23 protein-coding genes, 1 tRNA gene and 1 pseudogene are annotated in these 25,943 nt (G+C 37.6%); 6 read left to right on the forward strand and 19 right to left on the reverse strand.

All coding sequences use genetic code 11. The features are described 5' to 3' along the window. The gene (locus C0T34_RS04460) at positions 1-492 is read right to left on the reverse strand and encodes a hypothetical protein (RefSeq protein ID WP_226892273.1); all 492 of its coding nucleotides are present in this window, start codon (positions 490-492) and stop codon (positions 1-3) included. A 438-nt stretch (positions 493-930) separates the two neighbouring features. On the opposite strand from C0T34_RS04460, the gene C0T34_RS04465 reads away from it, so the two are divergent. The 3 genes from C0T34_RS04465 to C0T34_RS04475 all read left to right on the forward strand — a co-directional run bounded on the left by C0T34_RS04465 (position 931) and on the right by C0T34_RS04475 (position 2,703). After that, positions 931-1,479: an NAD(P)H-dependent oxidoreductase gene (locus tag C0T34_RS04465; RefSeq protein WP_098942236.1), complete on the forward strand. Its 549-nt coding sequence runs from the start codon at positions 931-933 to the stop codon at positions 1,477-1,479. A gap of 506 nt (positions 1,480-1,985) precedes the next feature. Beyond that, positions 1,986-2,195: a sigma-S stabilization anti-adapter protein IraP gene (locus C0T34_RS04470; protein ID WP_098942235.1), complete on the forward strand. Its 210-nt coding sequence runs from the start codon at positions 1,986-1,988 to the stop codon at positions 2,193-2,195. 304 nt (positions 2,196-2,499) lie between these two features. Next, positions 2,500-2,703, forward strand: a complete 204-nt coding sequence (locus C0T34_RS04475) for a hypothetical protein (protein ID WP_109849750.1) — start codon at positions 2,500-2,502, stop codon at positions 2,701-2,703. 404 nt (positions 2,704-3,107) lie between these two features. On the opposite strand, the pseudogene C0T34_RS04480 reads toward C0T34_RS04475, so the two are convergent. From C0T34_RS04480 to xerD, 9 genes and pseudogenes are all read right to left on the reverse strand, one after another. Then, positions 3,108-4,658 (reverse strand): annotated as a pseudogene (locus tag C0T34_RS04480) (methyl-accepting chemotaxis protein). 323 nt (positions 4,659-4,981) lie between these two features. Beyond that, positions 4,982-5,335, reverse strand: a complete 354-nt coding sequence (locus C0T34_RS04485) for an SH3 domain-containing protein (protein ID WP_098942232.1) — start codon at positions 5,333-5,335, stop codon at positions 4,982-4,984. A gap of 79 nt (positions 5,336-5,414) precedes the next feature. After that, positions 5,415-5,897 (reverse strand): GNAT family protein, encoded by a 483-nt coding sequence (locus tag C0T34_RS04490; RefSeq protein WP_098942231.1) that lies wholly within the window; start codon positions 5,895-5,897, stop codon positions 5,415-5,417. 281 nt (positions 5,898-6,178) lie between these two features. Next, positions 6,179-6,252 (reverse strand) — tRNA-Gly (locus C0T34_RS04495). Positions 6,253-6,443: 191 nt separating this feature from the next. Next, on the reverse strand, positions 6,444-7,958 hold the full coding sequence (lysS, locus tag C0T34_RS04500; RefSeq protein ID WP_098942230.1) for a lysine--tRNA ligase: 1,515 nt from the start codon (positions 7,956-7,958) through the stop codon (positions 6,444-6,446). An 8-nt stretch (positions 7,959-7,966) separates the two neighbouring features. Further along, a protein-coding gene (gene prfB, locus C0T34_RS04505) for a peptide chain release factor 2 (RefSeq protein WP_098942229.1) occupies positions 7,967-9,065 on the reverse strand; the annotation gives its coding sequence in 2 pieces (ribosomal slippage) (positions 7,967-8,989 and positions 8,991-9,065; 1,098 coding nt in all). 170 nt (positions 9,066-9,235) lie between these two features. Next, positions 9,236-10,969, reverse strand: a complete 1,734-nt coding sequence (gene recJ, locus C0T34_RS04510; RefSeq protein WP_109849751.1) for a single-stranded-DNA-specific exonuclease RecJ — start codon at positions 10,967-10,969, stop codon at positions 9,236-9,238. A gap of 9 nt (positions 10,970-10,978) precedes the next feature. Next, complete coding sequence (gene dsbC, locus C0T34_RS04515; protein ID WP_098942227.1) at positions 10,979-11,686, reverse strand: bifunctional protein-disulfide isomerase/oxidoreductase DsbC; 708 nt, start codon at positions 11,684-11,686, stop codon at positions 10,979-10,981. A gap of 32 nt (positions 11,687-11,718) precedes the next feature. Beyond that, positions 11,719-12,657, reverse strand: coding sequence for a site-specific tyrosine recombinase XerD (gene xerD / locus C0T34_RS04520; protein WP_098942226.1), 939 nt, complete (start codon positions 12,655-12,657; stop codon positions 11,719-11,721). A gap of 108 nt (positions 12,658-12,765) precedes the next feature. Between xerD and fldB the strand changes: the two genes are divergently transcribed. Continuing rightward, positions 12,766-13,284 (forward strand): flavodoxin FldB, encoded by a 519-nt coding sequence (gene fldB, locus C0T34_RS04525; protein WP_098944055.1) that lies wholly within the window; start codon positions 12,766-12,768, stop codon positions 13,282-13,284. 16 nt (positions 13,285-13,300) lie between these two features. On the opposite strand, the gene C0T34_RS04530 is transcribed toward fldB, so the two are convergent. Further along, positions 13,301-13,708 (reverse strand): protein YgfX, encoded by a 408-nt coding sequence (locus C0T34_RS04530; protein ID WP_109849752.1) that lies wholly within the window; start codon positions 13,706-13,708, stop codon positions 13,301-13,303. 479 nt (positions 13,709-14,187) lie between these two features. Next, on the reverse strand, positions 14,188-14,463 hold the full coding sequence (gene sdhE, locus C0T34_RS04535) for an FAD assembly factor SdhE (protein ID WP_075670946.1): 276 nt from the start codon (positions 14,461-14,463) through the stop codon (positions 14,188-14,190). Between the two features lie 264 nt (positions 14,464-14,727). Here sdhE and ygfZ point away from each other — a divergent pair, with 264 nt between their 5' ends. Together ygfZ and C0T34_RS04545 are read left to right on the forward strand one after the other, a co-directional pair. After that, on the forward strand, positions 14,728-15,714 hold the full coding sequence (ygfZ, locus tag C0T34_RS04540; protein ID WP_109849753.1) for a tRNA-modifying protein YgfZ: 987 nt from the start codon (positions 14,728-14,730) through the stop codon (positions 15,712-15,714). A 30-nt stretch (positions 15,715-15,744) separates the two neighbouring features. Next, positions 15,745-16,347 (forward strand): HD domain-containing protein, encoded by a 603-nt coding sequence (locus tag C0T34_RS04545; RefSeq protein ID WP_098942223.1) that lies wholly within the window; start codon positions 15,745-15,747, stop codon positions 16,345-16,347. Between the two features lie 89 nt (positions 16,348-16,436). On the opposite strand, the gene gcvP is transcribed toward C0T34_RS04545, so the two are convergent. The 7 genes from gcvP to C0T34_RS04580 all read right to left on the reverse strand — a co-directional run bounded on the left by gcvP (position 16,437) and on the right by C0T34_RS04580 (position 25,799). Then, the gene (gene gcvP / locus C0T34_RS04550) at positions 16,437-19,313 is read right to left on the reverse strand and encodes an aminomethyl-transferring glycine dehydrogenase (RefSeq protein ID WP_109849754.1); all 2,877 of its coding nucleotides are present in this window, start codon (positions 19,311-19,313) and stop codon (positions 16,437-16,439) included. Between the two features lie 133 nt (positions 19,314-19,446). Then, positions 19,447-19,839, reverse strand: a complete 393-nt coding sequence (gene gcvH, locus C0T34_RS04555; protein ID WP_098942221.1) for a glycine cleavage system protein GcvH — start codon at positions 19,837-19,839, stop codon at positions 19,447-19,449. Between the two features lie 34 nt (positions 19,840-19,873). Then, positions 19,874-20,968: a glycine cleavage system aminomethyltransferase GcvT gene (gene gcvT, locus C0T34_RS04560; protein ID WP_109849755.1), complete on the reverse strand. Its 1,095-nt coding sequence runs from the start codon at positions 20,966-20,968 to the stop codon at positions 19,874-19,876. A gap of 413 nt (positions 20,969-21,381) precedes the next feature. Next, entirely contained in the window at positions 21,382-22,617 is a 1,236-nt protein-coding gene (ubiI, locus tag C0T34_RS04565; protein WP_098942219.1) for an FAD-dependent 2-octaprenylphenol hydroxylase, read from the reverse strand. A gap of 55 nt (positions 22,618-22,672) precedes the next feature. Beyond that, complete coding sequence (gene ubiH, locus C0T34_RS04570) at positions 22,673-23,845, reverse strand: 2-octaprenyl-6-methoxyphenyl hydroxylase (RefSeq protein WP_109849756.1); 1,173 nt, start codon at positions 23,843-23,845, stop codon at positions 22,673-22,675. Between the two features lie 13 nt (positions 23,846-23,858). After that, positions 23,859-25,169 carry a Xaa-Pro aminopeptidase gene (gene pepP / locus C0T34_RS04575; protein WP_098942217.1) on the reverse strand — a complete coding sequence of 437 codons (1,311 nt, stop codon included), beginning with the start codon at positions 25,167-25,169 and terminating at the stop codon, positions 23,859-23,861. Between the two features lie 51 nt (positions 25,170-25,220). Then, the gene (locus tag C0T34_RS04580; RefSeq protein WP_109849757.1) at positions 25,221-25,799 is read right to left on the reverse strand and encodes a YecA family protein; all 579 of its coding nucleotides are present in this window, start codon (positions 25,797-25,799) and stop codon (positions 25,221-25,223) included. Positions 25,800-25,943 lie beyond the last annotated feature (144 nt).

Raw genomic sequence — 25,943 nt, forward strand, 5'->3', positions numbered from 1 at the left:
TTATTCACCTAATTTTTTTAATGTCGAATTAACTGACATAATCGACAAATAGCGAACTTTTGCACATAAAACTTCTGTTTTTGATTCAATACTCATTTTTAATAAATCTAAACTATCTTTACTTGCTGTACCTTGAACACTACGGTACATCGCATTGATTTCGCTAATTTCTTTAAATGAGCTCATCATGGATTGATAATCAGATGGAGAAAAAGTTTTCAAAGAATCAAGTTGTTTGATACAAGCACTTTGCGGTGCCAGTCCCAATTTTCTTGCATCTACGCCACTATCAGCAGGCTCTGTAGCTGGTGCCATAGAAAGTGGTTGCGCAACAGCCACTGGTTGAGTAGTTGCTACAGGCTGTGTGGTTTGTGCTGGCGCTGGCGTTTCAATTGGACGAGAGTGATCAGTCCACGCACACCCTGATAGGGCGAGGACGCTGGTTGCCATAAATACAGCGAGGACATTCTTTTTATTTTGTAATAAGGACATCATTTTTCCTTAATTCCGATCAGACTTAAATAAGAGCATATGAGTTGTCGCATTTTAAGCCATTTTATTATAATTTTCTATTACCTACTGCATACTAAATAAATAGGCTAACACCCTTGGTTGCAATGAGTGTTCCTATCATTTCATTTATTTTTTCTTAAAATACTACTTACATCACACTAAATGCATCAAATCTTGAATATCGGATTTATTTAGTAAAAATGTTGTCATATAAACTGATCGTTTTTTATATTGATGGAATAATACCAGATAATAATAAAAATAATAATACTAATTTTATCATTTATTTACGTAATTTACGTGTACAAAATACTCTTATATTTTGTTGCTGTTTTTTAATACCGAGATAAAATCAAAAAGTGAATATCTAATATAGGCTTTGATATTCATTTTATCCTTCAAAATAGGAGAACTAAGATGAGTCATTTTAAAATTGGTATCGTTGTCGGTAGTTTAAGAAAAGATTCGTTTAATAAACAAACAGCACATGCCTTAATTAAGTTATTTCCTCAAGAATTTACCTGTCAGTTTATCGATATTAGTACTCTCCCTCTCTATAACCAAGACGATGACAGTCATACCCCCTCTTCTGTTGTCGATTTCAAACAACAAATAAAAGCATGTCAAGGCATTATCTTTATCACCCCTGAATATAACCGTTCAATACCTGGGGTGCTTAAAAATGCTATTGACCAAGCCTCTCGCCCTTATGGAACAAATGCTTGGGATAAAATTCCAGCAGGTATTATTGGGGTTTCAACGGGTAATATTAGTACAGCAATAGCTCAACAGCATTTACGTAATTCGTTAGCCTTCTTGAATATGCCAACCCTAAATCAACCAGAATGTTATCTAAAATGGTATGACGGAATGGTTGAAAATGGGCAGTTTTCAGAGAAAACAGCAACTTTTATGCAAAACTGGGTTGATGCCTACGTTGCTTTTGTGAAGCAAAATAATCAATAATCAAACACGCTAAAAAGAGCTTCATGTAAAAAACATAAGCTCTTTTTCTTTTTTATCATCAAAGTTAATGTAATTTATTTGGTTATAATATCTCTACTGACAAATAAAAATTTTAGTATTTCATAGATAAAAAGTAACAATATTCTTGTTCACTTCGCTATTAAATAACACAAGACAAAAATAGATTATCTTTAAAAGATATGTTTCTTATTATCACCATTAAGATTGTTTGTTATATAATCAAAAATAAAGAAATTTAAATAGAACCAGATCTGAGATCAATTTTAATCATTTATCTTATTAGCCCTAAAGTTAGAGAATATCAATAAGACTTCAACTTACTGCACATATGAAATTTACAATTTGATAAATATTTTTAATATTTTATATTAGACTAAAACATTAGCCATAATGTGCGATACATATCTAAATAATATGCTTCTATAATTGTGATAAACAAAAAAATTACCTATATTACTCATCCATTAAATACTGGCAGGTAAATCATGGATAAAAATTTAAAAGAAATTGAATGCGAAATTGCTGCTCTAAAAATTGTTATCAAATCTTTACTTTCCACGCTAAGTGATAAACAACGAAGGGATATGTTGGGCAATATATCTATAGTGCTTGAGGACACATCAAACAAATACCCTCAGCTCAATGAAGTTATTAACTTAACTGAGCAATATGTGAAGAAACTTACTCAAGCCTAACGAAAACGACATTTGCAATTAAGCTTAAACCCTAATTTTATAGGGTGCTAATAGCATCCTATTGATTATTTTATATAGGATATACCGTGATTTTTCTTTCATTAATACAACACTAAGTTAAATTTACTGAGTGTCTATTTCCCACATCTAAAATATCCTCACATTTACTTTTTTCATGAAAAAACACGATAAAATCGTATATTCTTTTATCAATTTAATTTTTTCTTGGATTTAATTAAACAATTAATTAATATGAAAAATAATTTATCACACAGCAATAAATTGTCGTTCTTTTGAGGATCTTATGGAAAAAAAAGTTGTCAATATAGAGTATGAAATTGCGGCAGTAAAAGTAGTTTTGAAAGCCTTGTTATTGACTTTGACAGATAAACAAAAAGAAATAGTGATCCAGGATGTAAATAAGACCATCAATGATGCTTATATCGATCATCCTCAATACCAAGATGTTATAAGCAAGACAGAACAATATATAAAAAAAATGCTCTAAGCATTGAGGCACTATTCTTCATCACCCTCTCTTTATTATTATTTATATTAGAGAGGATTTATATCTACATCTTTAAAAAATTAAATCGCTTCAAGTTTTAACATAATCACTGATTGATTGATTATGAAAATTAAAATGGAAAGTACTTTTTAATTGATTGAGTATAAATAAAATAACATTGTTATTTATAGATCGTTTAATTTGGATGATAATTTTCTATTTTACATGATAAAAATCATAAATCATGATCACTTTAATACTCAATCAATGAGCAAGTTAAACTCATTTATACTGTTAAATAACAACAAGAATAATAAAAATTTAACCTTTAGATTTATTATATTTTTGCGTCTAACGAGTAAAAACTTACCACATTAGACACATACTTTATAAATTTTTCTATATCAACGATGAGCTAGATTGAATTTTTGTACCGATAGCTGTAATTCCTCGGTTTGTCTTTCTAATGAAATGGCTGCTGCTGAAACTTGTTCAACTAAAGAGGAATTCTGTTGCGTTACCCCATCCATTTGAGTAATAGCCACACTCACTTGACCAATACCTTTACTTTGCTCTTCAGATGCAATAGTGATTTCTTTCATTATTGACGTTACCTGTTTAACTCCCGTCAAAATGTCTTCCATCGTTTTTTCCATATCACTGACTAAGCTTGCACCTTTTCTTACTCTCGTAGTGGAGTCAGCAATAAGCACTTCAATCTCTTTAGCGGCTTTGGCACTATCTCCTGCTAAATTACGCACTTCATTAGCGACGACCATAAATCCTCGCCCATAAGATCCAGCCCTTGCTGCTTCCACTGATGCATTTAAAGCAAGTATATTCGTTTGAAACGCAATGTTATTAATGACATTGATGATATCTGCAATTTTACTTGAGCTATCAGAGATCCCATCCATTGTTGTAACAACAGATTCAGCTAATTCATTGCCTTTTTCAACAGTCACTGATGCAACTTCAGCTAATTCTCTCGCCTGATAAGCATGTTCCATGTTCTGGTTAACAGCAGCAGTTATCTCTTCCATACTTGCAGCTGTTTGCTCTAATGCCGTGGCTTGCTCTTCTGTACGAGAAGCCAAATCGTTATTCCCTTTGGCAATTTCAGATGCACCGCGATAGATGCTTTCACTTCCCGTACGGATAGTGCTTACCGCTTCATGCAAACTGTTTTGCATATCATTTCATAACGGTATTAACCGCCCAGCACAATTATTACCAAAAGGCTCGAGGGACTGACTCAGATCACCTTCTGTAATTTTTACAAAATGTTGGCGAATACTTTCAAGTGGCTTTTGTAACATTGCCACTAAATAACGGTCAGTGAGGATCAGAATAACCCCCCCTAAAATAGCACTAATAATAATAACAATTTGTGTCACTTCAATAAGCTCATCCACTTCTTCAATAGTGCTATCAATTTTTATATTTGCAGCATTATTAAAGTTTTCACTTACATTGCCTAATTCACGACTCAACGCAGGTGTTACATTTTTTGCGTGATGTTCATATTGCTCAATGGTGCCATTGAGCGCTAATTCCATCTGCTTTTTTACTCCTTGCTCAAAAAGAGCTTGCCATACATCCATTAACTCTTTTGATACTTTTGCATCCATCGGCCCTGGAGAAACAGATTTCATATACGTAATCTGTTTTTCCATATTTTCCATCGCCAGTTGTGCTTGTGTAAAATCGACTTCTTTGCCTTCAGCCTTCTCCTCAACGAGACGATTTAATCGAGAAGTGAATCGAAAATACTGATCATTTCCCTGACTGAGTGCAGCCATTTGCTTTATTATTTGATTATCAGATTGATTGCCTTCAGATATTTGTGATAGTGACCATGCGCTATAAAGACTAACACTGCCAAATAACACACATAATGTCCCCAGAATGATTATCATCATCAGACGAATAGTAATGTTACGAAGTTTCTGCATCGAATTTCTCAACTAACAAGATAAAGTAAGCCCAATAGGGCGTAATGTACTCTTATCGACACTTTTTCAATTTATTTTAATTTTTTACTAAAGTTTTTTATAAATTGGTTTTTAATTTTCTATACATAAAAAGAGTTAGATGAAATAAGCAAAAATGTTACTTATATATCATTTTTTATAATCTTAAATAAAAAACAAAAAGCCATTTAAAATCATAATATTGACATAATGATTGCGATAAAAATAAATAAGGATAGTTAAAGAAAGAATATTTAAAGAGAAAATAGATTTTAAGGTGTTCTTAATCTTTTAAAGCGAGGTATTTAGACTCGTGATAGATGACTCAATGGCACCCAACCACTTTGATTATCTGCTATTCTGATGCACCAAACCCAACCATTTAACACTTCTGTACCCAAAAGCTCATTGCCAATATCAACATTCAGCTCTCTTGCCGTGTAGTCTTTTATCGCAATTCCTTGATTGGAATTCATATCTAACTGAATACACTGCATAGGTACCCAACCACCGGAATGAGAAAGTGTGGTACAAAAAAACCAGTTATCCCAATCTTCTTCCCCTTTATATTTTTCACCGACAGTGAGCCGTGTGCCTTTCGTAAAGGTAATGGGATTGGGATACTCTGTTCTATGTTGTTTTATGACTCTCAATTTCATCGGTTATAAGGACCATTTACAAAATAAGTTTTGATATAAGGATCTGCCATCATCTGACTCACCTATTGATATTAACCAATTAAATGGTTCTATTTTTATCTGCAAATAATCTGAATCGCTGAAAACTAATATTGTCAAAACAAACTTCCCCATCAGGTTTAAATCCATAACGAGAAACTGTTTTTGTTACCTTCCTTGAGTGAGGAAGTAAAATTGTGATGCTTTCAATATTCATTTCATCAAATGCTCTACGAATAATCTCAGCATAAATTACTTTACCTACTCCCCAATAATTGGGATGAAGAACTAATGCAAGATCTGCATCATCCCCTTCTTTTTGAAGTCCGCCCCATCCAGCAAACACACCATCAATAACAAATGCCCAAGGACCATACCCATTGTCATCCCATTGAGAGTCTTTATCTTTTGCCCATAAAATACTTTTTTCGATATCGAAATCAGGACTGCCCAAAGGCATTTGTCGTAAAACCGCAGGATGATTGTTAAGTTCTACAATATGTAAAGGATCTATCTGTGAGAGTTTTTTGAACTCTAAATGCATATAATTTCCTAAATTACATAATATGTTAAGTGTGAATATCAATACTCTAAGGTAATACTTATTAAAACTCACTAAATCATATCATCTTATTATATTTTCAATCCTACTTCTAAAAATAAATCCATGTAAATCAATTTATTGTATAGACTAAATGGCATAAAAAATACTAAGTAGTGAATTATATAAATTTCCAAAGCAGTCACAAATTTTGAAGATGATGAGTTAATAAACTAGTTGATTTACAAGAAGTTGAGAGATTAGAGATGAGTTTGAGGTTTGTTTGGAGCGGGCGAAGGGAATCGAACCCTCGTATAGAGCTTGGGAAGCTCTCGTTCTACCATTGAACTACGCCCGCAATTGATTTTCCTGATTATACGCTTCCCTAATTGAACGACAATCCCCTTCTTATTCAAATGATTATTTAATCATCGCAAAAAAGATAACCAACTGTTTTTAAAAACAAAAAAGCCACCTTTCGGTGGCCTTATAACTAGATTGTTCTTCGTTAATGCTATTGTTAAATTAAGGATTTATTTAAAATAACAATTATTTATTAGGGCGCATTGCCGGGAATAAAATAACATCACGAATGGTATGGCTGTCAGTAAATAACATCACCATACGGTCAATACCAATACCTAAACCAGCTGTTGGTGGTAAACCGTGTTCTAATGCCGTGATGTAGTCATGGTCAAAGAACATCGCTTCTGCATCACCCGCTTCTTTTTGGCGAACTTGATCTTCAAAACGCTCTGCTTGGTCTTGAGCATCATTAAGCTCTGAGAAGCCATTACCAATTTCACGACCGCCAATAAAGAATTCAAAGCGATCAGTGATAAATGGATTATCATCGTTACGACGAGCCAGTGGAGAAACTTCTGCTGGATATTCAATGATGAACGTTGGCTGAATTAAGTGGCTTTCTGCAACTTCTTCAAAAATTTCACATTGAACACGACCTAAGCCCCAGCTTTTCTCAATCTTAATACCGATAGACTGAGCAATAGCAACCGCTTTATCCATATCATCAAGATCAGCCATTATGGTTTCTGGACGATATTTGCAGATAGCTTCTTTCATGGTTAATTTGGCAAATGGTTTACCAAAATCAAACTCTTGATCACCATATTTCACTAATGAAGAACCCAGTACATTTTCAGTTAATGTACGGAATAACTCCTCAGTTAATTCAATCAGGTCACGATAATCTGCATACGCCATATAGAGTTCCATCATGGTGAACTCAGGATTATGACGTGGTGATACACCTTCGTTACGGAAGTTACGGTTGATTTCGAATACGCGATCAAAGCCACCGACAACTAAACGTTTTAAATATAACTCAGGCGCAATACGCAGATACATATCGATATCTAACGCATTATGGTGAGTAATAAACGGACGCGCACTTGCTCCGCCAGGGATAGTTTGCATCATCGGCGTTTCAACTTCCATAAAGCCTTTGTTCACCATAAATTGACGGATACCCGCCATAACTTGTGAACGAATTTGGAAAGTTTTGCGCGATTCTTCGTTAGAAATCAGATCTAGATAACGCTGACGATAACGCATTTCTTGGTCAGCTAAACCGTGGAATTTATCCGGTAACGGGCGCAGTGCTTTAGTTAATAAACGCACTTCTGTACAGTGAACACTTAATTCACCCGTTTTCGTTTTGAAAACACGGCCGCGAGCACCTAAAATATCGCCCAGATCCCATTTTTTAAATTGCTCGTTATAAATACCTTCTGGTAAATCATCACGAGAAACATAAAGCTGAATACGGCCCCCCATGTCTTGCAATGTAGCGAAAGATGCCTTGCCCATAATACGGCGAGTCATCATACGACCTGCAATAGAAACTTCCACATTCGCTGCTTCTAACTCTTCTGCACTCATTGCATCATACTTTTGATGTAATTCATCAGACAGAGCGTCTCTGCGGAAATCATTTGGGAATGCGTTACCATTATCGCGTAAAGCGGATAATTTTTCGCGGCGTGTTTGCAGTTCGTTATTTAAATCAGGTGCCTGCTCCGCACCTTGTTGCTGTTGCGACATGTTTTTCCTCACAGGCCCGCTTTTAAGCTAGCTTCAATAAATTTATCAAGATCACCGTCTAATACTGCTTGCGTATTACGTGTTTCCACACCAGTACGTAAATCTTTAATACGTGAATCATCAAGAACATAAGAACGAATTTGACTACCCCAGCCAATATCGGACTTGTTATCTTCCATTACTTGCTTGTCTGCATTTTTCTTCTGCATTTCCAGCTCGTATAATTTCGCTTTCATCTGCTTCATTGCCTGATCTTTGTTCTTATGCTGAGAGCGATCATTTTGGCATTGAGTAACAAGACCTGTTGGAACGTGGGTAATACGCACCGCAGATTCTGTTTTGTTAACGTGCTGTCCACCCGCACCTGAAGCACGATAAACATCAATACGTAAATCAGCTGGGTTGATTTCAATATCAATATTGTCATCAACTTCAGGGTAAATAAAGGCAGAGCTAAATGAGGTATGGCGACGGCCACCTGAGTCAAATGGACTTTTACGAACTAAGCGATGAACACCTGTTTCTGTACGTAACCAACCATAAGCGTACTCACCAATAATTTTGATAGTCGCTGATTTTAATCCTGCAACATCACCGTCAGATTCTTCAATAATTTCTGTTTTAAAGCCTCTTGATTCAGCCCAACGTAAGTACATGCGCATCAGCATACTTGCCCAATCTTGCGCTTCTGTACCACCAGAGCCTGCTTGTAAATCAAGGTAGCAATCCGCGCTGTCATATTCGCCAGAGAACATGCGACGGAATTCTAATTGCTCAAGCTTTTTATTTAACCCATCTAATTCAGCAATAGCTTCGTTAAATGTTTCTTCGTCATCAGCTTCAACTGCTAATTCAAGTAAACCAGAAACATCTTCTAGTCCTTGATCTAACTGGTCGATTGTTTCTACGATAGCCTCAAGAGATGAACGCTCTTTGCCTAATGCTTGAGCCCTTTCTGGCTCATTCCATACATCAGGTTGTTCTAATTCAGCGTTAACTTCTTCTAAACGCTCTTTCTTGGCATCATAGTCAAAGATACCCCCTGAGAACATTTGTTCTTTCAGAGACTTCTTCTATTTGGTGTTTTACGGGGTTGATTTCAAACATACTTTTTCGTCTTTATGTTGTTTTCAAAAACAATTGGAATAAATTTTGAACCGCATATTGTAACGGATATATCAGCGGGTTTATAGCATTTATATACAATTGTCTTCCAGATAGTTGTTACCATAACAGCGTTATCTTTTATATCACGATAAATTGTTTAATTATTCGCGTTAACAAGGCCAAATGTGCTCAACAAGCAGTTGTGCACTACGTTGTCCTCTAAACTCATTTACATCTAATCGATAGGCTAACTCTACCGTTTTAATGCTGTTATCCGGCCACATATTGATATCAACATTGAATGCAATTGCATCAATCATTAGATGGCTATTTACTGGCTGAAGCATCATTTTTAAATGCTTACTACCTACAATCCGTTGTTGTAACAGCGTAAATTTACCGTCAAATAGAGGTTCAGGAAAAGCCTGTCCCCAAGGCCCAGCTTCTCTTAGCATTTCGGCGATAGGCAATGAAAGTTGATTATCGGTTAGTTCACCATCCGATAAAATTACGCCTTGTAACTGTTCATCGGAAACCAACTCAGCCATCAAAGACGAAAAATGACGCTGAAACAGTGGGAATTTATCTTCTTCAAGTGAAAGCCCAGCGGCCATTGCATGGCCACCGAATTTCACCATCAAACCCGGATTTAACGTATTTAATCGTTCTAATGCATCTCGAAGATGTACACCACTTATTGAACGACCAGAGCCTTTTAACAGGCCATCACCGCTAGGGGCAAAAGCAATAACAGGGCGATGCAATTTTTCTTTAATACGAGAAGCTAAAATACCCACCACACCTTGATGCCACTCAGGATGATAGATCGCTAAACCATTTGGTAAATCATGTTGTGTTCCCATAAATTGACGGAAAATGGTTGAAGCTTCTTCTTGCATACTCGCTTCAATTTCACGCCGAGTTTGATTTAATCCATCAAGTTCATTAGCAATTTCACGCGCAGAACCAATATTGTCGGTTAAAAGTAAAGCAACCCCCACAGACATATCATCAAGACGCCCGGCTGCGTTTAAGCGAGGCCCTAAAGAGAAACCCAAATCGCTACTGACTAGTTGAGCGAGTTCTTTTCGAGAGACTTCTGTTAGCGCTTTTATTCCTACACAACAACGACCAGCTCTAATTCGGCGTAATCCTTCATAAACAAAAATACGATTATTTTCATCAAGAGGAACAACGTCTGCCACTGTGCCTAATGCAACTAAATCAAGAAAATCCGCCATATTGGGGCGAGCTAAGTTTTGTTGCTCAAACCAACCTTGTTTTTCTAATTCAGCTCTTAATGCCGTCATTAAATAAAAAGTAACGCCAACACCAGCTAATGATTTAGATAAAAAAGAACAATCTGTCAGGTTAGGATTAATAATCGCGTCAGCAGCGGGTAAGGTTTGTCCAGGTAAATGGTGATCGGTAACGAGGACACGAATACCATATTCATGAGCTGTATCCACACCTTCAAAAGATGAGATCCCATTATCAACGGTGATAATGAGATCCCCCCCCTTTTTAGCAACGTCATGAACTACTTGAGGGCTTAAACCATAGCCATCATCAAAACGATTAGGAATATGATAGCTAACTTGCTTAAATCCCATTTGGCGTAATGCTTTAATCGCAAGTGCAGTGCTTGTTGCGCCATCAGCATCAAAATCGCCGACAATAACAATATGAGATTGTTGCTTTAACGCCTCAATCAGTAATGAAATTGCTGTTTCTATTCCTGTTAATGCTTGATAATGAAGTAAGCCTTTTAACGATCGTTCTAGTTGAACTTCAGATGTTATTCCACGATTAGCATAAATTTGTCGTAATAAGGGATCTAAGTTATCCGGTAATTGAGTTGCCTGTGCAATTCGACGACGCAGTGTCGGTTCAATAGTGACCATAAAACGTAATTACTTCTCTTTTTTATCTAATAATTCAACAAGGTTTTGAGCAGAAATATATCCACCATAAATACTGGCATTAGGTAATACAATAGCGGGAGTGCCTTGAATACCCATCATGGTGCCTAATTTAAAGTGTTCATTGATATTGATTTTTGCACATTCATCAATAGGGATAATTTTGTCACCTTTAAATGCACTATCTAATGATTTATTAGGAAAACCACTACACCACACGGCATTCATTTCTTTACTCACAATATTATTGCCAACACCGTTACGAGGAAATGCCAAATAACGCACTGTTACACCCTGTTTATTCAGTTCAGGCACTTCTTGATGAAGTTTTTGGCAATAAGGGCAACTGATATCAGTAAAAATGGTGATCATATGGCGCTCGTTACGCGCTTTATAAACAATCATTTCATTTTTAAGTGAGTCTATTTTTTTCATGATAACTTGATTAGCAATACTAACTGGCTCACCACTACTAATATTATAAATAGGCCCTGCAGTCAGATATTTACCATCATCTGTAATATAAAAAATGCCTTTATCTGATAACACTGCATTTAATCCAACAATCGGGGTTGGTTGAATACTCTCTGCTTTAATTTGCATTTTAGCCAATTGCGCTTCAATAGAAGTATTGTCAGCAAGCACTGGCATTGACACCATACTTAATAATATTGGCAACCAGAATAATTTCTTTTTCATTTGAATTCCTATTTAACGCCAGCTATTAGTGGCTATCCCCTTGGATGATGTTGCTGATGAAGCGCCTTCAAGCGCTCTGTTGCAACATGGGTATAAATCTGTGTTGTAGAGAGGTCACTGTGCCCCAATAACATCTGTACAACACGCAAGTCTGCTCCATGATTTAAGAGATGTGTCGCAAATGCATGACGCAACACATGGGGTGATAGTTTTTCAGTATCGATCCCTGCTATCACGGCATAATGTTTTATCCGATGCCAGAACGTTTGTCGTGTCATTTTTTGCCCTCTTAAACTAGGAAAAACAATATCGTCCGTTTTCCCTTGCATTAAAGTGGGTCTTCCATATTGCAGATATTGCTCTAGCCAGTAAATAGCTTCTTCACCTAAAGGAACTAATCGTTCTTTATCACCTTTACCAATAACACGTAGCACGCCTTGTCGTAAGCTGATATCAGAGAGGGATAATCCCACTAATTCAGAAACACGAAGTCCACACGCATAAAGAACTTCAAGCATTGCTTTATCGCGCAATTCAAGTGGCTCATCAATACAAGGTGCATTGAGTAAATCATCAACTTGTCGCTCACTTAAATCTTTTGGTAAACGTTGGGGAAGCTTAGGGGTTGAAAGTAATGCACTAGGATCATCTAAACGTAATTTTTCACGATATAAATATTGGAATAATCGACGCATTGTACTCAGCAATCGAGCGGCACTGCTGGCTTTATAGCCTTCATCTAAACGTGTCGCGAGAAAAGATTGCAAATCCAAAGTAGTGGCTGATAACCAATCTAATTGGTGATGTGCAAGCCATTGCCCTAGTGCTTGTAAATCTAAACGATAAGAGCTAAGTGTATTAGCGGATAAGCCTTGCTCTAACCAAATATTGTCGAGAAATTGTTCAATGATAATATCAGTATCTTCATTGGTATGAGTTGTCTTTTTTGTCGATAATTTGGTTTGTGACACGGTCTTACTCTCCCTCTCTTTAGCTTATCGGCTTTACATTATGCCTTATAAAAAAAATTTTCTGGTACAATAGTGACCTTTATTGGCAAAAATATCCTAAAAACCTTTATGAAAATTGGTCTATTTTACGGTTCTAGCACCTGTTACACCGAAATGGCAGCAGAAAAAATTCGCGATATTCTCGGTGAAGAGTTTGTTGATCTTCATAATGTTCAAGAGTGTGATATCACGCTTATGGAGCAATATGACATCCTTATTTTAGGTATTCCAACTTGGGATTTTGGTGAGATCCAAGAAGATTGGCTCAATATTTGGGATACATTGCCGACATTAAATTTAAAAAATAAACTTATTGCAATGTATGGAATGGGCGATCAAGTTGATTACAGCGAATGGTTTCTTGATGCGCTGGGTATGCTCTACCATCATTTATTACCAAGTGGTGTTAAGTTTATTGGATTCTGGCCTGTTGATGGGTATGAATTTGTCAGCCCAAAACCTTTATCGGATGATGGTAAGCATTTTGTTGGTCTTGCATTAGATGACGTTAACCAGTTTGAAGAAACTGATGAACGTTTATCACAATGGTGTATGCAAATTCTACGTGAAATAGAAGAAAACTTATAAATTTAATATCCAGGTATTAAATATCTGGATATTGCATTAATAGCTGAGAGAAGTTACGCCACTCATTTTCAGTCATACTATCAAAAGCGACCCATAACGTGATTTGCTTTTTATTTAGAATAGAAGTCAACGTTATTCGAGTACCAAAACGGCTAATCCAAGGATGTTTTGTTATTTGCCACTCATGCTGTTTCCATTGAATTCGATTACCATTCAGTAAAACAAAATCTCCTTTGATACGACTAATATTCTTTTGTGTGAAATACCAACTGCCGATCAGGAAAAGTAACAATGGCACCCAAACATAAATAAAATCAAGAGGCCACGGATACAACAGTAAGCCTATCACAAAGGCAACATAAGCAACCGTTGAGAAGAGTTGAGTGAACCATGATACTGTGAGGTGCGATTTCCATAAAATCACGAGTTATATTAACTCCAGCTGTAATTCTATACGGATATAAATAAGTTAAAGATAATAAAGACCAACCTATTTATAATGTAACTTCTTTCTTAACCTTGCAAATAATTTATCTTACATTTTAGCTCAATTATTTATGGCTACCCTTTCTATTTAATATGTGTTCAAAAAATATAACTTAATAATAAATACATAATTCATATTCTTTTTTAATCGTTGTTTTAATAAATTCAGCATACCTGATTTATTCAGTATAAAACGAAAAACATTGAAAAAAGGCGATTTAAGCCATCATTTTTAGAGATAGTGCGCAAATTTAACGTAACTACATTTGTTAGTTCAGTAAATTTTAGAGTGTTATTAGTATTATTAAATTTTTATAAAAAAATAAAAACGCCTTTATTTGATGAGAAAATAAAAGCGTCATTTTTAATCAATCTTAATTACTATTTGATCTATCGCTGATTTGATAATCTATTTTATTAATATTTATCAACGATCTCCGCCATTCTCGCTTTATTACGCTCTTGGATTAATTTCACCATATAATAGAGCGCATCATCATCAGGGCGTCCATGATTCATTAACCAGTTAAATAAATCAGGATCTGCACACTCTAGTAAACGAACAAAAAGCGCTTTATCGTTATCAGATAGCGTATCGTACTCATTCTCGAAAAAAGGCATGATAGAAATATCTAGTTCACGCATTCCACGACGACATGCCCAGTTAATTCGTGCTTTATTCTCTATATCGATAGTCATACTCTGCTCTTTACATTGTTCAAATCAAGAAATACCACTATTTCTTCCTAGCCCTGATGATAGTCTTATCGCAAAATTTTTAACATCAAAATGATCACAGTTTGCAGGTTTAGTCTCATAGACAACCTATTGAACACGCTTTCATTTGTTATTTATCAGGTTCATTTTCTGTGCGTTAAAAATAATAATGACTTGCATTGTCTTGTCACTCTTTTACCATAACTGATGTATCTGATTAATTTAATAGCTGGTGACATCATGACTCAAAATTCTACTCAGGCTAAACGCCCTCATGCAGCAATCAATTTGCCATTAACACTGGTTTCTTTAGATGAATGGTCACTGATAACAGCAACAGGTGCTGACAGTGAAAAATATCTACAAGGTCAACTAACTACGGATATTGCAGCCCTTCCAACAACGACACATACATTGTCTGCACACTGTGAAGCAAAAGGTAAAATGTGGAGTACGCTTCGCTTATTCCACCAGCAAGAAGGTTTTGCTTATATTCTGCGTAAAAATGTCGCGCAAAAACAACTTGCTGAATTAAAAAAATATGCCGTATTTTCAAAAGTAACTTTAGCTGAAAATACAAATAGCGTTTTATTAGGGTTAGCCGGTCAAGGTGCTGCTCTTGCATTGGCCGATTACTTTCCAAATATCCCTCGTAAAGCAAATGAAGTTGTTAATCACCATAATACTTATATTCTTCAGCTACCTTTACCTACTGAACGCTTTTTAATCGTAACAGATGAAGAAACAGCAAAAAATCTTGCAACAACATTACAAGCAGAAACCAGTAATAGCGAGCAATGGTTAGCCTTAGATATCGAGGCTGGATATCCTATTATTGATACTCCAAATATTGAGCAATTCTTACCTCAAGCAACAAATCTGCAAGCATTACCACTGAGCATCTGCTTTAAAAAAGGCTGTTATACCGGACAAGAAATGGTATCTCGCGCAAAATTCAGGGGTGCCAACAAACGTGCAATGTACCTATTATCAGGTGGTGGTACTGAATTACCTGAGATTGGCGGTAGCGTTGAATGGCAATTAGGCGAAGATAAATGGCGTAAAACAGGAACAGTATTAAGTACTGTACGTATGGCTGATAATACTATTTTGGCTGAAGTTGTTATGAATAACGATATGGAACTCGATAGTGTATTTAGAGTTCAAGGCGATAACATCAGCCGTCTATCCATTAAACCACTGCCTTATTCTTTAGAAGAAGAGTAATTTTTATTTATCATACAAATACGGATTTTTATGACACAATTACCTAAAGGGGTATTTGGCCCCTTCTCTGATACGATTAACTTTATTATGGAGTTAGATAAACTAAAACGTGTTTATCGTAAAAATAATGTATTAGATAATAGTCGTTCTGAAAATACTGCAGAACATAGCTGGCACTTTGCCGTTGCGGCAATGAGTTTTCAGCCCTACGCGGGTGATATTGATATGGGGCGCGCTATTCAGTTAGCGCTTGTTCACGATATCGTTGAAATAGATGCTGGCGATGTGATGGTTTATGATGTTGCCGCTCGTGAAGCGATTAAAGAGCACGAGCAAAAAGCCGCAAAACGTATTTTTGCTTTATTACCTTCTCCACAAAGCGAATATTTTCTCAATTTATGGTTGGAATATGATGCGGCTGAAACACCAGAATCTCAGTTTGCCAATATTCTTGATCGTACCATGCCAATGCTGATGAATTTGCATAATGAAGGCCAAAGTTGGGTTGAGAATAATATCCGCTTAGAGCAAGTATTGGCGCGTAATCTGTTTATTGAAAAACAGTGGCCGGAATTTTGGCAATATCTCTACCCTCAATTATTAGAGGCGCAGAAAAAAGGCTGGCTGAAGTAATATATTCAATGCTGAATTTATTAATAAAAAAATACCGATGGCTAACTTAACCATCGGTATTTTATTTAGGAATATTGCTAGATTAAAGCTTATTCATAATCACTAATTGGTGCGCATGAACAATGTAAATGGCGGTCGCCATATACATCATCAAGACGTTTAACCGCTGGCCAATATTTGTTTTGTTTCGTTGCTTCACTTGGGAACACCGCACATTCACGGCTATAACTATGTGGCCACTCTTGCACTAATTCATATTGTGTATGAGGCGCATTAACTAATGGGTTATCGTCAATTGGCCATACGCCTTTATCTACCTGTGCAATTTCAGCACGAATAGACAGCAGAGCCTCAATAAAGCGATCAATTTCAACTTTACTTTCGGATTCTGTAGGCTCAATCATTAATGTACCTGCAACAGGGAATGACATGGTTGGAGCATGGAATCCATAGTCAATTAGACGCTTAGCTACATCCATTTCACTGATACCGTAATTCGCTTTTAATGGGCGAATATCGATAATACATTCATGTGCGACATAACCATCAGCGCCAGCATAAAGAATGTCATAGTCATTTTTCAGACGTTGTGCGATATAGTTCGCATTTAAGATCGCCACTTGGCTGGCTTGTTTAAGCCCTTGTGCGCCCATCATACGAATATACATCCAACTAATTGGTAGTATTGAAGCGCTACCAAATTGAGCCGCAGAAACCGCGCCTTGTGTAGTGACATTCTCCATTTCAACAACAGAATGTCCCGGTACAAATGGTGCTAAGTGTGATTTCACACCAATAGGTCCCATACCTGGGCCACCACCGCCATGAGGAATACAGAAGGTTTTATGTAAGTTTAAGTGCGAAACATCAGAGCCAATAAAGCCCGGTGTGGTGATCCCCACTTGCGCATTCATATTGGCACCATCAAGATAAACTTGTCCGCCATATTGATGAATGATTTCACAAACTTCACGAATACCTTCTTCATAAACACCATGCGTTGATGGATATGTCACCATCACACAAGAGAGTTCAGCTTGATGTTTTTCTGCTTTGGCTTTTAAGTCCGCAATATCGATATTACCGTTATCATCACAACCGACAACAACCACTGTCATTCCTGCCATATGGGCAGACGCTGGGTTAGTACCGTGTGCTGAACTTGGGATCAAGCAGATATGTCGTGCACCTTCTCCACGACTTTGGTGATAACGACGAATAGCTAATAAACCAGCATATTCACCTTGGGCACCCGAGTTTGGTTGCATACACATCGCATCATAACCTGTTAATGCAGCAAGCCAACTGGAGAGTTGCCCAATCATCATTTGATAGCCCTTCGCTTGATAAGCTGGGCAGAATGGATGTAGCTCTGTAAATTCAGGCCATGTGATCGGGATCATTTCAGCGGCAGCATTAAGTTTCATTGTGCATGAGCCTAATGGGATCATCGCTTGATTCAATGCTAAGTCTTTATTTTCTAAACGATGCATATAGCGCATCATTTCTGTTTCACTGTGATAATGATGAAAGTTTTCATGCGTCAGCACAGTGTCTTTACGTTGCATAGAAGCAGGGATTGATGCTGATTCAGATGCCACTTGTTTATCGAGTGCATCAATATCACCGGAAAATGCTTTACCACTGATAATTTCAACAAGCTTTAATACATCTTCACGTGTTGTAATTTCGCTTAGCGTTACACCCACGGCCCCCACAATATCAGTACGTAAGTTAATTTCAGCATCTTTAGCACGTTGTAATACAGTCGCTTTATCTGCGGTATCAATCGTTAAGGTATCAAACCAAGTTTTATGGCGTAATACCATACCGTTTTGTTGTAAACCTGCGGCTAAAATATCCGTTAAACGATGAATACGTTGAGCGATAGTTTTTAATCCTTCAGGCCCATGATAAACCGCATACATCGCCGCAATATTGGCAAGTAAAACTTGGGATGTACAAATATTGGAGTTCGCTTTTTCACGACGAATATGTTGCTCACGCGTTTGCATCGCCATACGTAATGCACGATTACCCGCAGCATCACGAGAAACACCAATAATACGTCCCGGCATCGCACGTTTATATTCATCACGACAAGCAAAGAATGCCGCATGTGGTCCACCGTAACCCATTGGAACACCAAAACGTTGCGCTGAGCCTAATACGATATCAGCACCTTGATGACCTGGTGCTGTGAGTACCACCAGCGCCATTAAATCAGCGGCAACACTGGTAATAATTTTGCGTTCTTTTAGTGCTGCTAATAACTTACTGTGATCATGAACTTCACCCGTTGTGCCGACTTGTTGTAATAGCACACCAAAGACACCTTCAAGCTCTAATACTTTTTCAGCCTTATCAACAATCACTTCAAAACCAAAGGTATCAGCGCGAGTTCTGACAACATCTAAAGTTTGAGGGTGAATATCATCAGCAACAAAGAAACGATCCGCATTTTTTAATTTGCTTACACGTTTTGCCATTGCCATTGCTTCAGCTGCTGCCGTTGCTTCATCTAGCAGCGATGCAGAGGCGAGATCCATTCCTGTGTAATCAATTGTAACCTGTTGGAAATTCAGTAGTGATTCTAGACGACCTTGAGAAACTTCTGGTTGATACGGTGTATAAGCAGTATACCAACCCGGATTTTCTAATAAATTACGCAAAATCACAGGAGGTAATACAGAAGGCGCGTACCCCATTCCAATGTAAGAAGTAAAACGTTTATTTTGGCTAGCAATCGCTTTTAGTTCAGCCAAGGCTTCTTGCTCTGTTGCTCCTGCACCCACATTCGGTGGTGTCTCTAATTGAATATTATCTGGAACAATTTTTTGAGTTAATTCATTTAATGAGGAGACGCCAACAGCACTGAGCATCTCTTTAATCTGTTCTGGTGATGAACCAATATGGCGACGAATAAATTCATCACGATACTCTAACTGATTTAAAGTCTGTGTCATTGCAAGTAATTTCCTGAATTCACTATGAATGGATAGGTAAATAGCACACGGCTTAAAGCGCGTTGAGATAGCATTACGATAACAAGCTAACAAATAAAAACGCCCCGGCATTGATTTGACGGGGCGCTTCGTTTTACTCTTCGCTATCTACCAGTTCTTGATAACCTGCGGCATCAAGTAAGTCATCTAATTCGCTTTCATTATTTGCTTTAATGCGAAATAACCAACCTTCTCCGTAAGGTGCACTGTTCACAAGCTCTGGAGAGTCATTTAACCCTTCATTTACTGCGATAATTTCACCCGATAATGGTGCGTAAATATCTGATGCAGCTTTTACTGATTCCGCTACGGCACAATCATCACCGATTGCGACTTCTCTACCTACTTCTGGTAGATCAACAAACACCATATCACCTAATAATTCCTGTGCATGTTCAGTAATACCAATAGTGTATTCACCATTGCCTTCTGAACGTATCCACTCATGAGATTGTGCGTATTTTAATTCACTAGGTATTTGACTCATTGACCTTACTCTCCATTTAAAATAATTGTGCGTGTTATACCAATGCTTTACCTGAACGAACAAAACCAGGTTTTACCACTTCTACTGGCATCTCACGATTACGCATTAATACAATTGCGCTATCTTTTATACCTGCGGGAACTCTTGCTAATGCAATACTAAAGCCTAATGTAGGCGAAAAAGTACCACTTGTAATAATACCTTCTCTTAATTCACCTACATCATCAGTAAAGTGTACGGCAGTACCTGCACGCAACACACCTTTCTCTCGCATTACAAGACCAACAAGTTTATCTGTGCCTGTTGCGCGTAATTTTTCTAATGCTTCTCGACCAATAAATTGACGATCTTCCGGTGCCCATGCAATCGTCCATCCCATATTCGCTTCAAGTGGATTAATAGTTTCATCCATCTCTTGGCTATAGAGGTTCATTCCGGCTTCTAAACGTAATGTGTCTCTCGCACCTAATCCTGCAGGTTTAACACCTACAGCTAATAATTTTTTCCAAAAATCGACAGCTTGCTCTTTTGGCATTGCGATTTCATAACCGGCTTCACCGGTATAGCCTGTTGTTGCAACAAATAGGTCTCCAAGTTCTACACCATAGAAAGGCTTCATAGCAGAAACAACTTGGCGTTGCGCTTCAGTTAATAAGCGTTGTACTTTCTCTTGTGCATGAGGACCTTGAACAGCGATTAATGCCAAATCGTCACGAACAGTGATATCCACAACATAATCTGAAGCATGTTGTTCAATCCATGCCAGATCTTTCTCACGAGTAGCGGAGTTCACAACGAGACGATAGAAAGAGTCATCAAAGTAATAGACGATAAGATCATCAATTACACCAGCTGATGCGTTTAGCATACCGGTATAAAGCGCCTTACCTTTTTCGGTGAGTTTAGCGATATCATTCGCTAATAAATAACGTAGAAAATCTTTAACTTGTGAGCCATGTAAGTCAACAATGGTCATATGAGAAACATCAAACATACCTGCATCACGACGTACAATATGATGTTCATCTATTTGGGAGCCATAGTGCAAAGGCATCATCCAACCATGAAAATCGACCATACGAGCACCGCAGGCTACATGCTCATCATACAACGGAGTCTGTTTTGCCATTCTTCCCTCTTTCTACTTTTACTTTAGATTATTCAGAGAACGCATTTGTTAAATATAAAATTAAATTTGATTTAAAATCATAGTGTTAATCTCAAGTTTAAGTTTATTTTTAAACATAGATTTAACAAATACGAGCAATTAACGTACAACGCAAACGATACCATCCCCTTGAACTTAGCATTGTGAGAAAAAATAAACCATAAGTTAAAATAGGGTATAGCGTCTCTTAATCATAATGTAGACATATGGGTATGCAGAACTAATGATTGCAATTATGCGTATCAGCGCTCATTTTTAGCGAGGAATTACTGAAAAAAAGGAATTAGTACAAAGAATAGACTGAAAAAATAGATTTTTTTAGTTCTATTTCTTCAGTCAAATATAAATAAAAGTAATGTGAAATAAGCGAGGAATTAGATTTTTTCAACTGAAGTGAAATTTTTATCACTTAACCATTCAGGTAAATCAGAAAGCCCCATTGCTTGCTCAAGTAACTTAGGTTTTACCCCCGGTAAACTATCTGCTAACGAAAGACCGATATCTCGAACCAGCTTTTTAACTGGATTGTTGCCAGCAAAAAGTTCACGGAATCCTTGCATACTTGCCAGCATTACGGCTGCTGCATGTTTGCGACGACGCTCGAATCGTCTCAAATAGAGATATTCACCAAAATCTTTACCTTCTGCTTTTAAGCGACGGATCTCACCGATTAACTCTGCAACATCCATAAAACCGAGGTTAACGCCTTGTCCAGCTAAAGGATGGATTGTATGTGCAGCATCACCTAATAGTGCTAAACGAGGAGCGGCAAATTGGCGAGCATAACGACCTGTTAATGGTATGGTCATGCGATCACTCATCAATTCACATTTACCTAAACGCATATCAAAGGTCACACCTAATGTGCGTTCAAATAAGTTTTTTTCTGCGTTTTTATAACTTTCAGCGAGGTTACTTGGTAAAGACCAAACAATAGAACAAGTATGAGGATCAGAAAGAGGTAGAAATGCCAAAATACCTTCACCATGAAATACTTGACGCGCAACATTATCATGAGGCTGTTCAGTACGAATAGTAGCAACTAAGGCATGATGTTCATAATCCCAAAAAGTCAGGGGAATATCTGCGTGTTTACGTAACCACGAATTAGCGCCATCAGCTCCGACAACTAATCTTGCCGTCAACATCTCACCATCATTCAGAGTTATAAATGCATCATTCTCCCCCCACGCCACACGCTCAATCTGCGTTGATGAATAGAAGGTAATATCACTGTGGCTTTCACATTTTTGCCAAAGAACTTCACGAATAAGGTTATTTTCGATAATAGAGCCTAAGTGGCTGAACCCTTCTTTTTGTGCTGAAAACTCAATACGACCAAAACTATCTTGATCCCAAACGTCCATGCCTTGATAAGGTGCGGTTCGTAGTGCTTGTAAGTTTTCCCAAACACCTAATTTTTTCAGCAACATCTCACTGGCTGTATTAATAGCAGATACCCGTAATGAAAAATCATCCTGTGGGTGAAAAAGCTTCGTTACTGGGTGATTTTCTATTATCGCTATACGTAATCCACACCCGTGTAATCCGCTGGCTAATGCAAGCCCAACCATTCCACCACCAGCAATAACAACATCAAATGATTTCATAATAAAAGTATCCTAAAAAGCGACTATTTTAGAGCGCACTGTTCTTTCTGCTTGTCTAGTCTGTCCAGCCCAATGTTTGATACGCCAATTTATCTCTCATCATTGGGAACAATTCCATCGTCATTAACCCTAAATTGCGAGAAACAATCAGCGGCACACAACGATTTGCAAACACTTTCACCAACCCATCAGTAATAGAGATTGTTTTTTCTCTATCTTGCTGGCGAAGTTGTTGATATTGAGAGAGTACTCGATAACTACCAATATCCGCATTGGCATTAATCGCTTGAGTGACCGTATTAGCGAGCGCCATAACATCACGTAAACCGAGGTTAAAACCTTGTCCTGCAATAGGATGAAGTGTTTGCGAGGCATTTCCAACTAACGCTAAACGATGACCAATAATTTGATTGGCTTTTTGTAGTGCTAAAGGGTAACAATTTCGCTTACCAATATGCTCTATCTTTCCTAAACGCCAGCCAAAATCACGTTGTAAATGTGCAATAGTAGTTTCATCATCCCACTGTGAAACTTCATCCAGCTTTTCAATAGGATGACACCACACTAATGAGCTACGCCCTTCACTCATCGGTAACATGGCTAATGGACCAAATTCTGTAAAGCGCTCAAAAGCTTTACCTTGAGGATCGATTTGCGTTTTAACATTAGCGATCACAGCCACTTGGTTATAAGGCTCTCGTTGCCATTGAATATGGCATTGGTGGCCAATATGTGAATTCGTACCATCAGCGGCAATCAGTAAGTCACCCGATAATTGCGTACCATCATCAAGTGTTACCTCAACAGAATCGATATTACGCTGAACTTGTTCAACTTTAGCAGGGCAATGAAGCGTGATATTAGATTGTTTTTTCAACTTTGCAAAAAGCTGACGTCCGGAATCATGCAATTCAATAACGTAACCCAGTGCTGAGATATCATAGTCTTGTGCATGAATATTAACAAAACCACAATGCCCTCTATCAGAGACATGAACGTGATTAATAGGGGTAACAAAAGGTTTTAATATTGACCAAAGCCCGATTTGCTCTAACCGTTTCGCTGTTCCATGTGCTAATGCAATCGCTCTTGCATCAAACCCAGGATGCCCATTGTCAGGCTCTCTTGCTTCAATTAACGATATTGAAATCTTACCTTTATTTAATGCAGAAAGTGCAAGTGCTAATGTCGCACCTGCCATCCCACCACCCACAATAATCACATTCATGCTGATTTTAGCCTTAAATTTTTCCTGCCATCAGAGCTTCAATTTCATCAGGATCTTTAACGACAGATGCCGTTAAATTCTCATTGCCTGTTTCCGTGATAACAATGTCATCCTCAATACGAATACCGATACCGCGATACTCTTGTGGCACATCTGCATCTGGTGCAATGTAAAGTCCCGGTTCAATGGTCAGTACCATACCCGGTTCTAAAATACGGTCACGCTCAGTGCCATAATGTCCAACATCATGAACATCAAGACCTAACCAGTGGCTTAAGCTATGCATAAAGAAACGCTGATAGGCTTTTGTTTCAATAAGATGATCGATTTCACCGTGCATAATGCCCAGTTTAACCAGCCCTTCGACCATGATATACACGACATGCTCTGTGACTTCTTTGATACTTGTACCAGGTTTGTACAATTCCAAAGAAACATTGATGGATTTTAAGACGATGTCATAAATTTCGCGTTGTTGACGGCTAAATTTGCCATTAACAGGAAAAGTACGGGTGATATCACCAGCATAACCTTCATATTCACAGCCTGCATCAATGAGAACTAAATCTCCATCGCGCATTTTGGTTTCATTTTCGGTGTAATGAAGAATACAACCATTTTCACCACTGCCGACAATACTGTTATAAGAAGGGAAACGTGCACCATGAGAAACAAACTCATGTTCAATCTCACCTTGAAGTTGATATTCGTACATACCTGGCTGACATTTTTGCATCGCACGCGTATGTGCTAATGCTGTAATTTTTCCGGCTTTACGCAGCAATTCAAGTTCAAAATCAGATTTAAATAGACGTTGCTCATGAACCATTGGACGCCAATCAATAATAGTTTGTGGTGCTTTTAAGTTACGGCGAGAGCCTTTTCTTAAAGTTTCTAATGCACTAAAGACTATCTCATCAGCAAACGTGTATTCACCTTGAGCATGATAAACAACATCTAACCCGTTTAATAATTGGTAAAGTTGTTCACCCACATCTTCATAAGGTAGCGCCTTATCAACCCCTAGTTTTTCAGGTGCAGCTTCTTGTCCAAGGCGACGACCAAACCAAATTTCAGCAGTTAAATCTCTAACGCGATTAAAAAGTACACTATGGTTATGTGTCTCATCACTTTTAATCAGCACAAGAATAGCTTCAGGCTCGCTGAAACCAGTTAGATAAAGGAAATCACTATGTTGGCGATAAGGATACTCACTATCGGCATTACGTTGCGCTGGTGGTGCGGCAAAAAAGATAGCTGCACTCGCAGGCTTCATTTGTGCTAATAATGCCTGACGACGGGATAAAAATTCTTGCTTATTCATACCCACTCCTGTCTTTCATTTATCTTTATGGTTATCTAATTAATGATGCAATTAATGTAGTATACGTTGCTCATTTTGTTCGTCATTTCTTTTGTCTTTTGGTGCGACAAAAGTGATATAACAAAGTTGAACGGATACTTTTACATATTCACTGACTTCTTCAAGTGCATCTTCAAGTTCTTCTTGGTTTTCGTCTTCTTCATAACCTAGCGCACCAATATTACGTAAATCAGTAATCACTTCGGTCAATTCTTTATGATCAGACAACTTAGGTTGAGCAACCCCCAGACCTAAAAGAAAATGATTAACCCAACCTGCAAGGGCATCGGCTCTTGGAAAAACGGATTCAGATTCGTCAGGTACTAACATCGAAAAATTGAACACACTGTCATCGAGTTGTTCGAAGGTGATGTGATAAAGCTCTTCAAGTGGCTCTGATAGCGTTTTAGGAAAAGCTAAGCCTTCATTGGTCAGATCGTGTAATAAGGTTTTCCAACTGCTATCACGCACTGCACCGCAAATAAATCCCGTGATCAAACCATGCATTTCAGCCGCGGTTAAAGGTACTGTATGTTGCTGTAATAATGCATCAATAGTTTGATAATTCGGTAATGTGTTCTGTTTTGACATAAGAATAAACGTCGCATTTAGGGGAATAGTTCAAGATATGCTACCATCAATAGAAGTCGCTGTACCAGTTAAGCCATGTTAATCATTGGAATTTTTGCAGTAATAGCGTTTAATACAGCGTTATAACCGTATACACTACTAAAC

It is taken from the genome of Proteus sp. CA142267 (genome assembly GCF_003336825.1).
Taxonomy (GTDB): Bacteria; Pseudomonadota; Gammaproteobacteria; order Enterobacterales; family Enterobacteriaceae; genus Proteus; species Proteus terrae.

What these genes read in the sequence shown, in the direction of transcription:
- C0T34_RS04460 (WP_226892273.1), bottom strand. Translation starts at nt 492, where the DNA reads ATGTCCTTATTACAAAATAAAAAGAATGTCCTCGCTGTATTTATGGCA.
- C0T34_RS04465 (WP_098942236.1), top strand. Translation starts at nt 931, where the DNA reads ATGAGTCATTTTAAAATTGGTATCGTTGTCGGTAGTTTAAGAAAAGAT.
- C0T34_RS04470 (WP_098942235.1), top strand. Translation starts at nt 1,986, where the DNA reads ATGGATAAAAATTTAAAAGAAATTGAATGCGAAATTGCTGCTCTAAAA.
- C0T34_RS04475 (WP_109849750.1), top strand. Translation starts at nt 2,500, where the DNA reads ATGGAAAAAAAAGTTGTCAATATAGAGTATGAAATTGCGGCAGTAAAA.
- C0T34_RS04485 (WP_098942232.1), bottom strand. Translation starts at nt 5,335, where the DNA reads ATGAAATTGAGAGTCATAAAACAACATAGAACAGAGTATCCCAATCCC.
- C0T34_RS04490 (WP_098942231.1), bottom strand. Translation starts at nt 5,897, where the DNA reads ATGCATTTAGAGTTCAAAAAACTCTCACAGATAGATCCTTTACATATT.
- lysS (WP_098942230.1), bottom strand. Translation starts at nt 7,958, where the DNA reads ATGTCGCAACAGCAACAAGGTGCGGAGCAGGCACCTGATTTAAATAAC.
- recJ (WP_109849751.1), bottom strand. Translation starts at nt 10,969, where the DNA reads ATGGTCACTATTGAACCGACACTGCGTCGTCGAATTGCACAGGCAACT.
- dsbC (WP_098942227.1), bottom strand. Translation starts at nt 11,686, where the DNA reads ATGAAAAAGAAATTATTCTGGTTGCCAATATTATTAAGTATGGTGTCA.
- fldB (WP_098944055.1), top strand. Translation starts at nt 12,766, where the DNA reads ATGAAAATTGGTCTATTTTACGGTTCTAGCACCTGTTACACCGAAATG.
- ygfZ (WP_109849753.1), top strand. Translation starts at nt 14,728, where the DNA reads ATGACTCAAAATTCTACTCAGGCTAAACGCCCTCATGCAGCAATCAAT.
- C0T34_RS04545 (WP_098942223.1), top strand. Translation starts at nt 15,745, where the DNA reads ATGACACAATTACCTAAAGGGGTATTTGGCCCCTTCTCTGATACGATT.
- gcvP (WP_109849754.1), bottom strand. Translation starts at nt 19,313, where the DNA reads ATGACACAGACTTTAAATCAGTTAGAGTATCGTGATGAATTTATTCGT.
- gcvH (WP_098942221.1), bottom strand. Translation starts at nt 19,839, where the DNA reads ATGAGTCAAATACCTAGTGAATTAAAATACGCACAATCTCATGAGTGG.
- gcvT (WP_109849755.1), bottom strand. Translation starts at nt 20,968, where the DNA reads ATGGCAAAACAGACTCCGTTGTATGATGAGCATGTAGCCTGCGGTGCT.
- ubiI (WP_098942219.1), bottom strand. Translation starts at nt 22,617, where the DNA reads ATGAAATCATTTGATGTTGTTATTGCTGGTGGTGGAATGGTTGGGCTT.
- ubiH (WP_109849756.1), bottom strand. Translation starts at nt 23,845, where the DNA reads ATGAATGTGATTATTGTGGGTGGTGGGATGGCAGGTGCGACATTAGCA.
- pepP (WP_098942217.1), bottom strand. Translation starts at nt 25,169, where the DNA reads ATGAATAAGCAAGAATTTTTATCCCGTCGTCAGGCATTATTAGCACAA.
- C0T34_RS04580 (WP_109849757.1), bottom strand. Translation starts at nt 25,799, where the DNA reads ATGTCAAAACAGAACACATTACCGAATTATCAAACTATTGATGCATTA.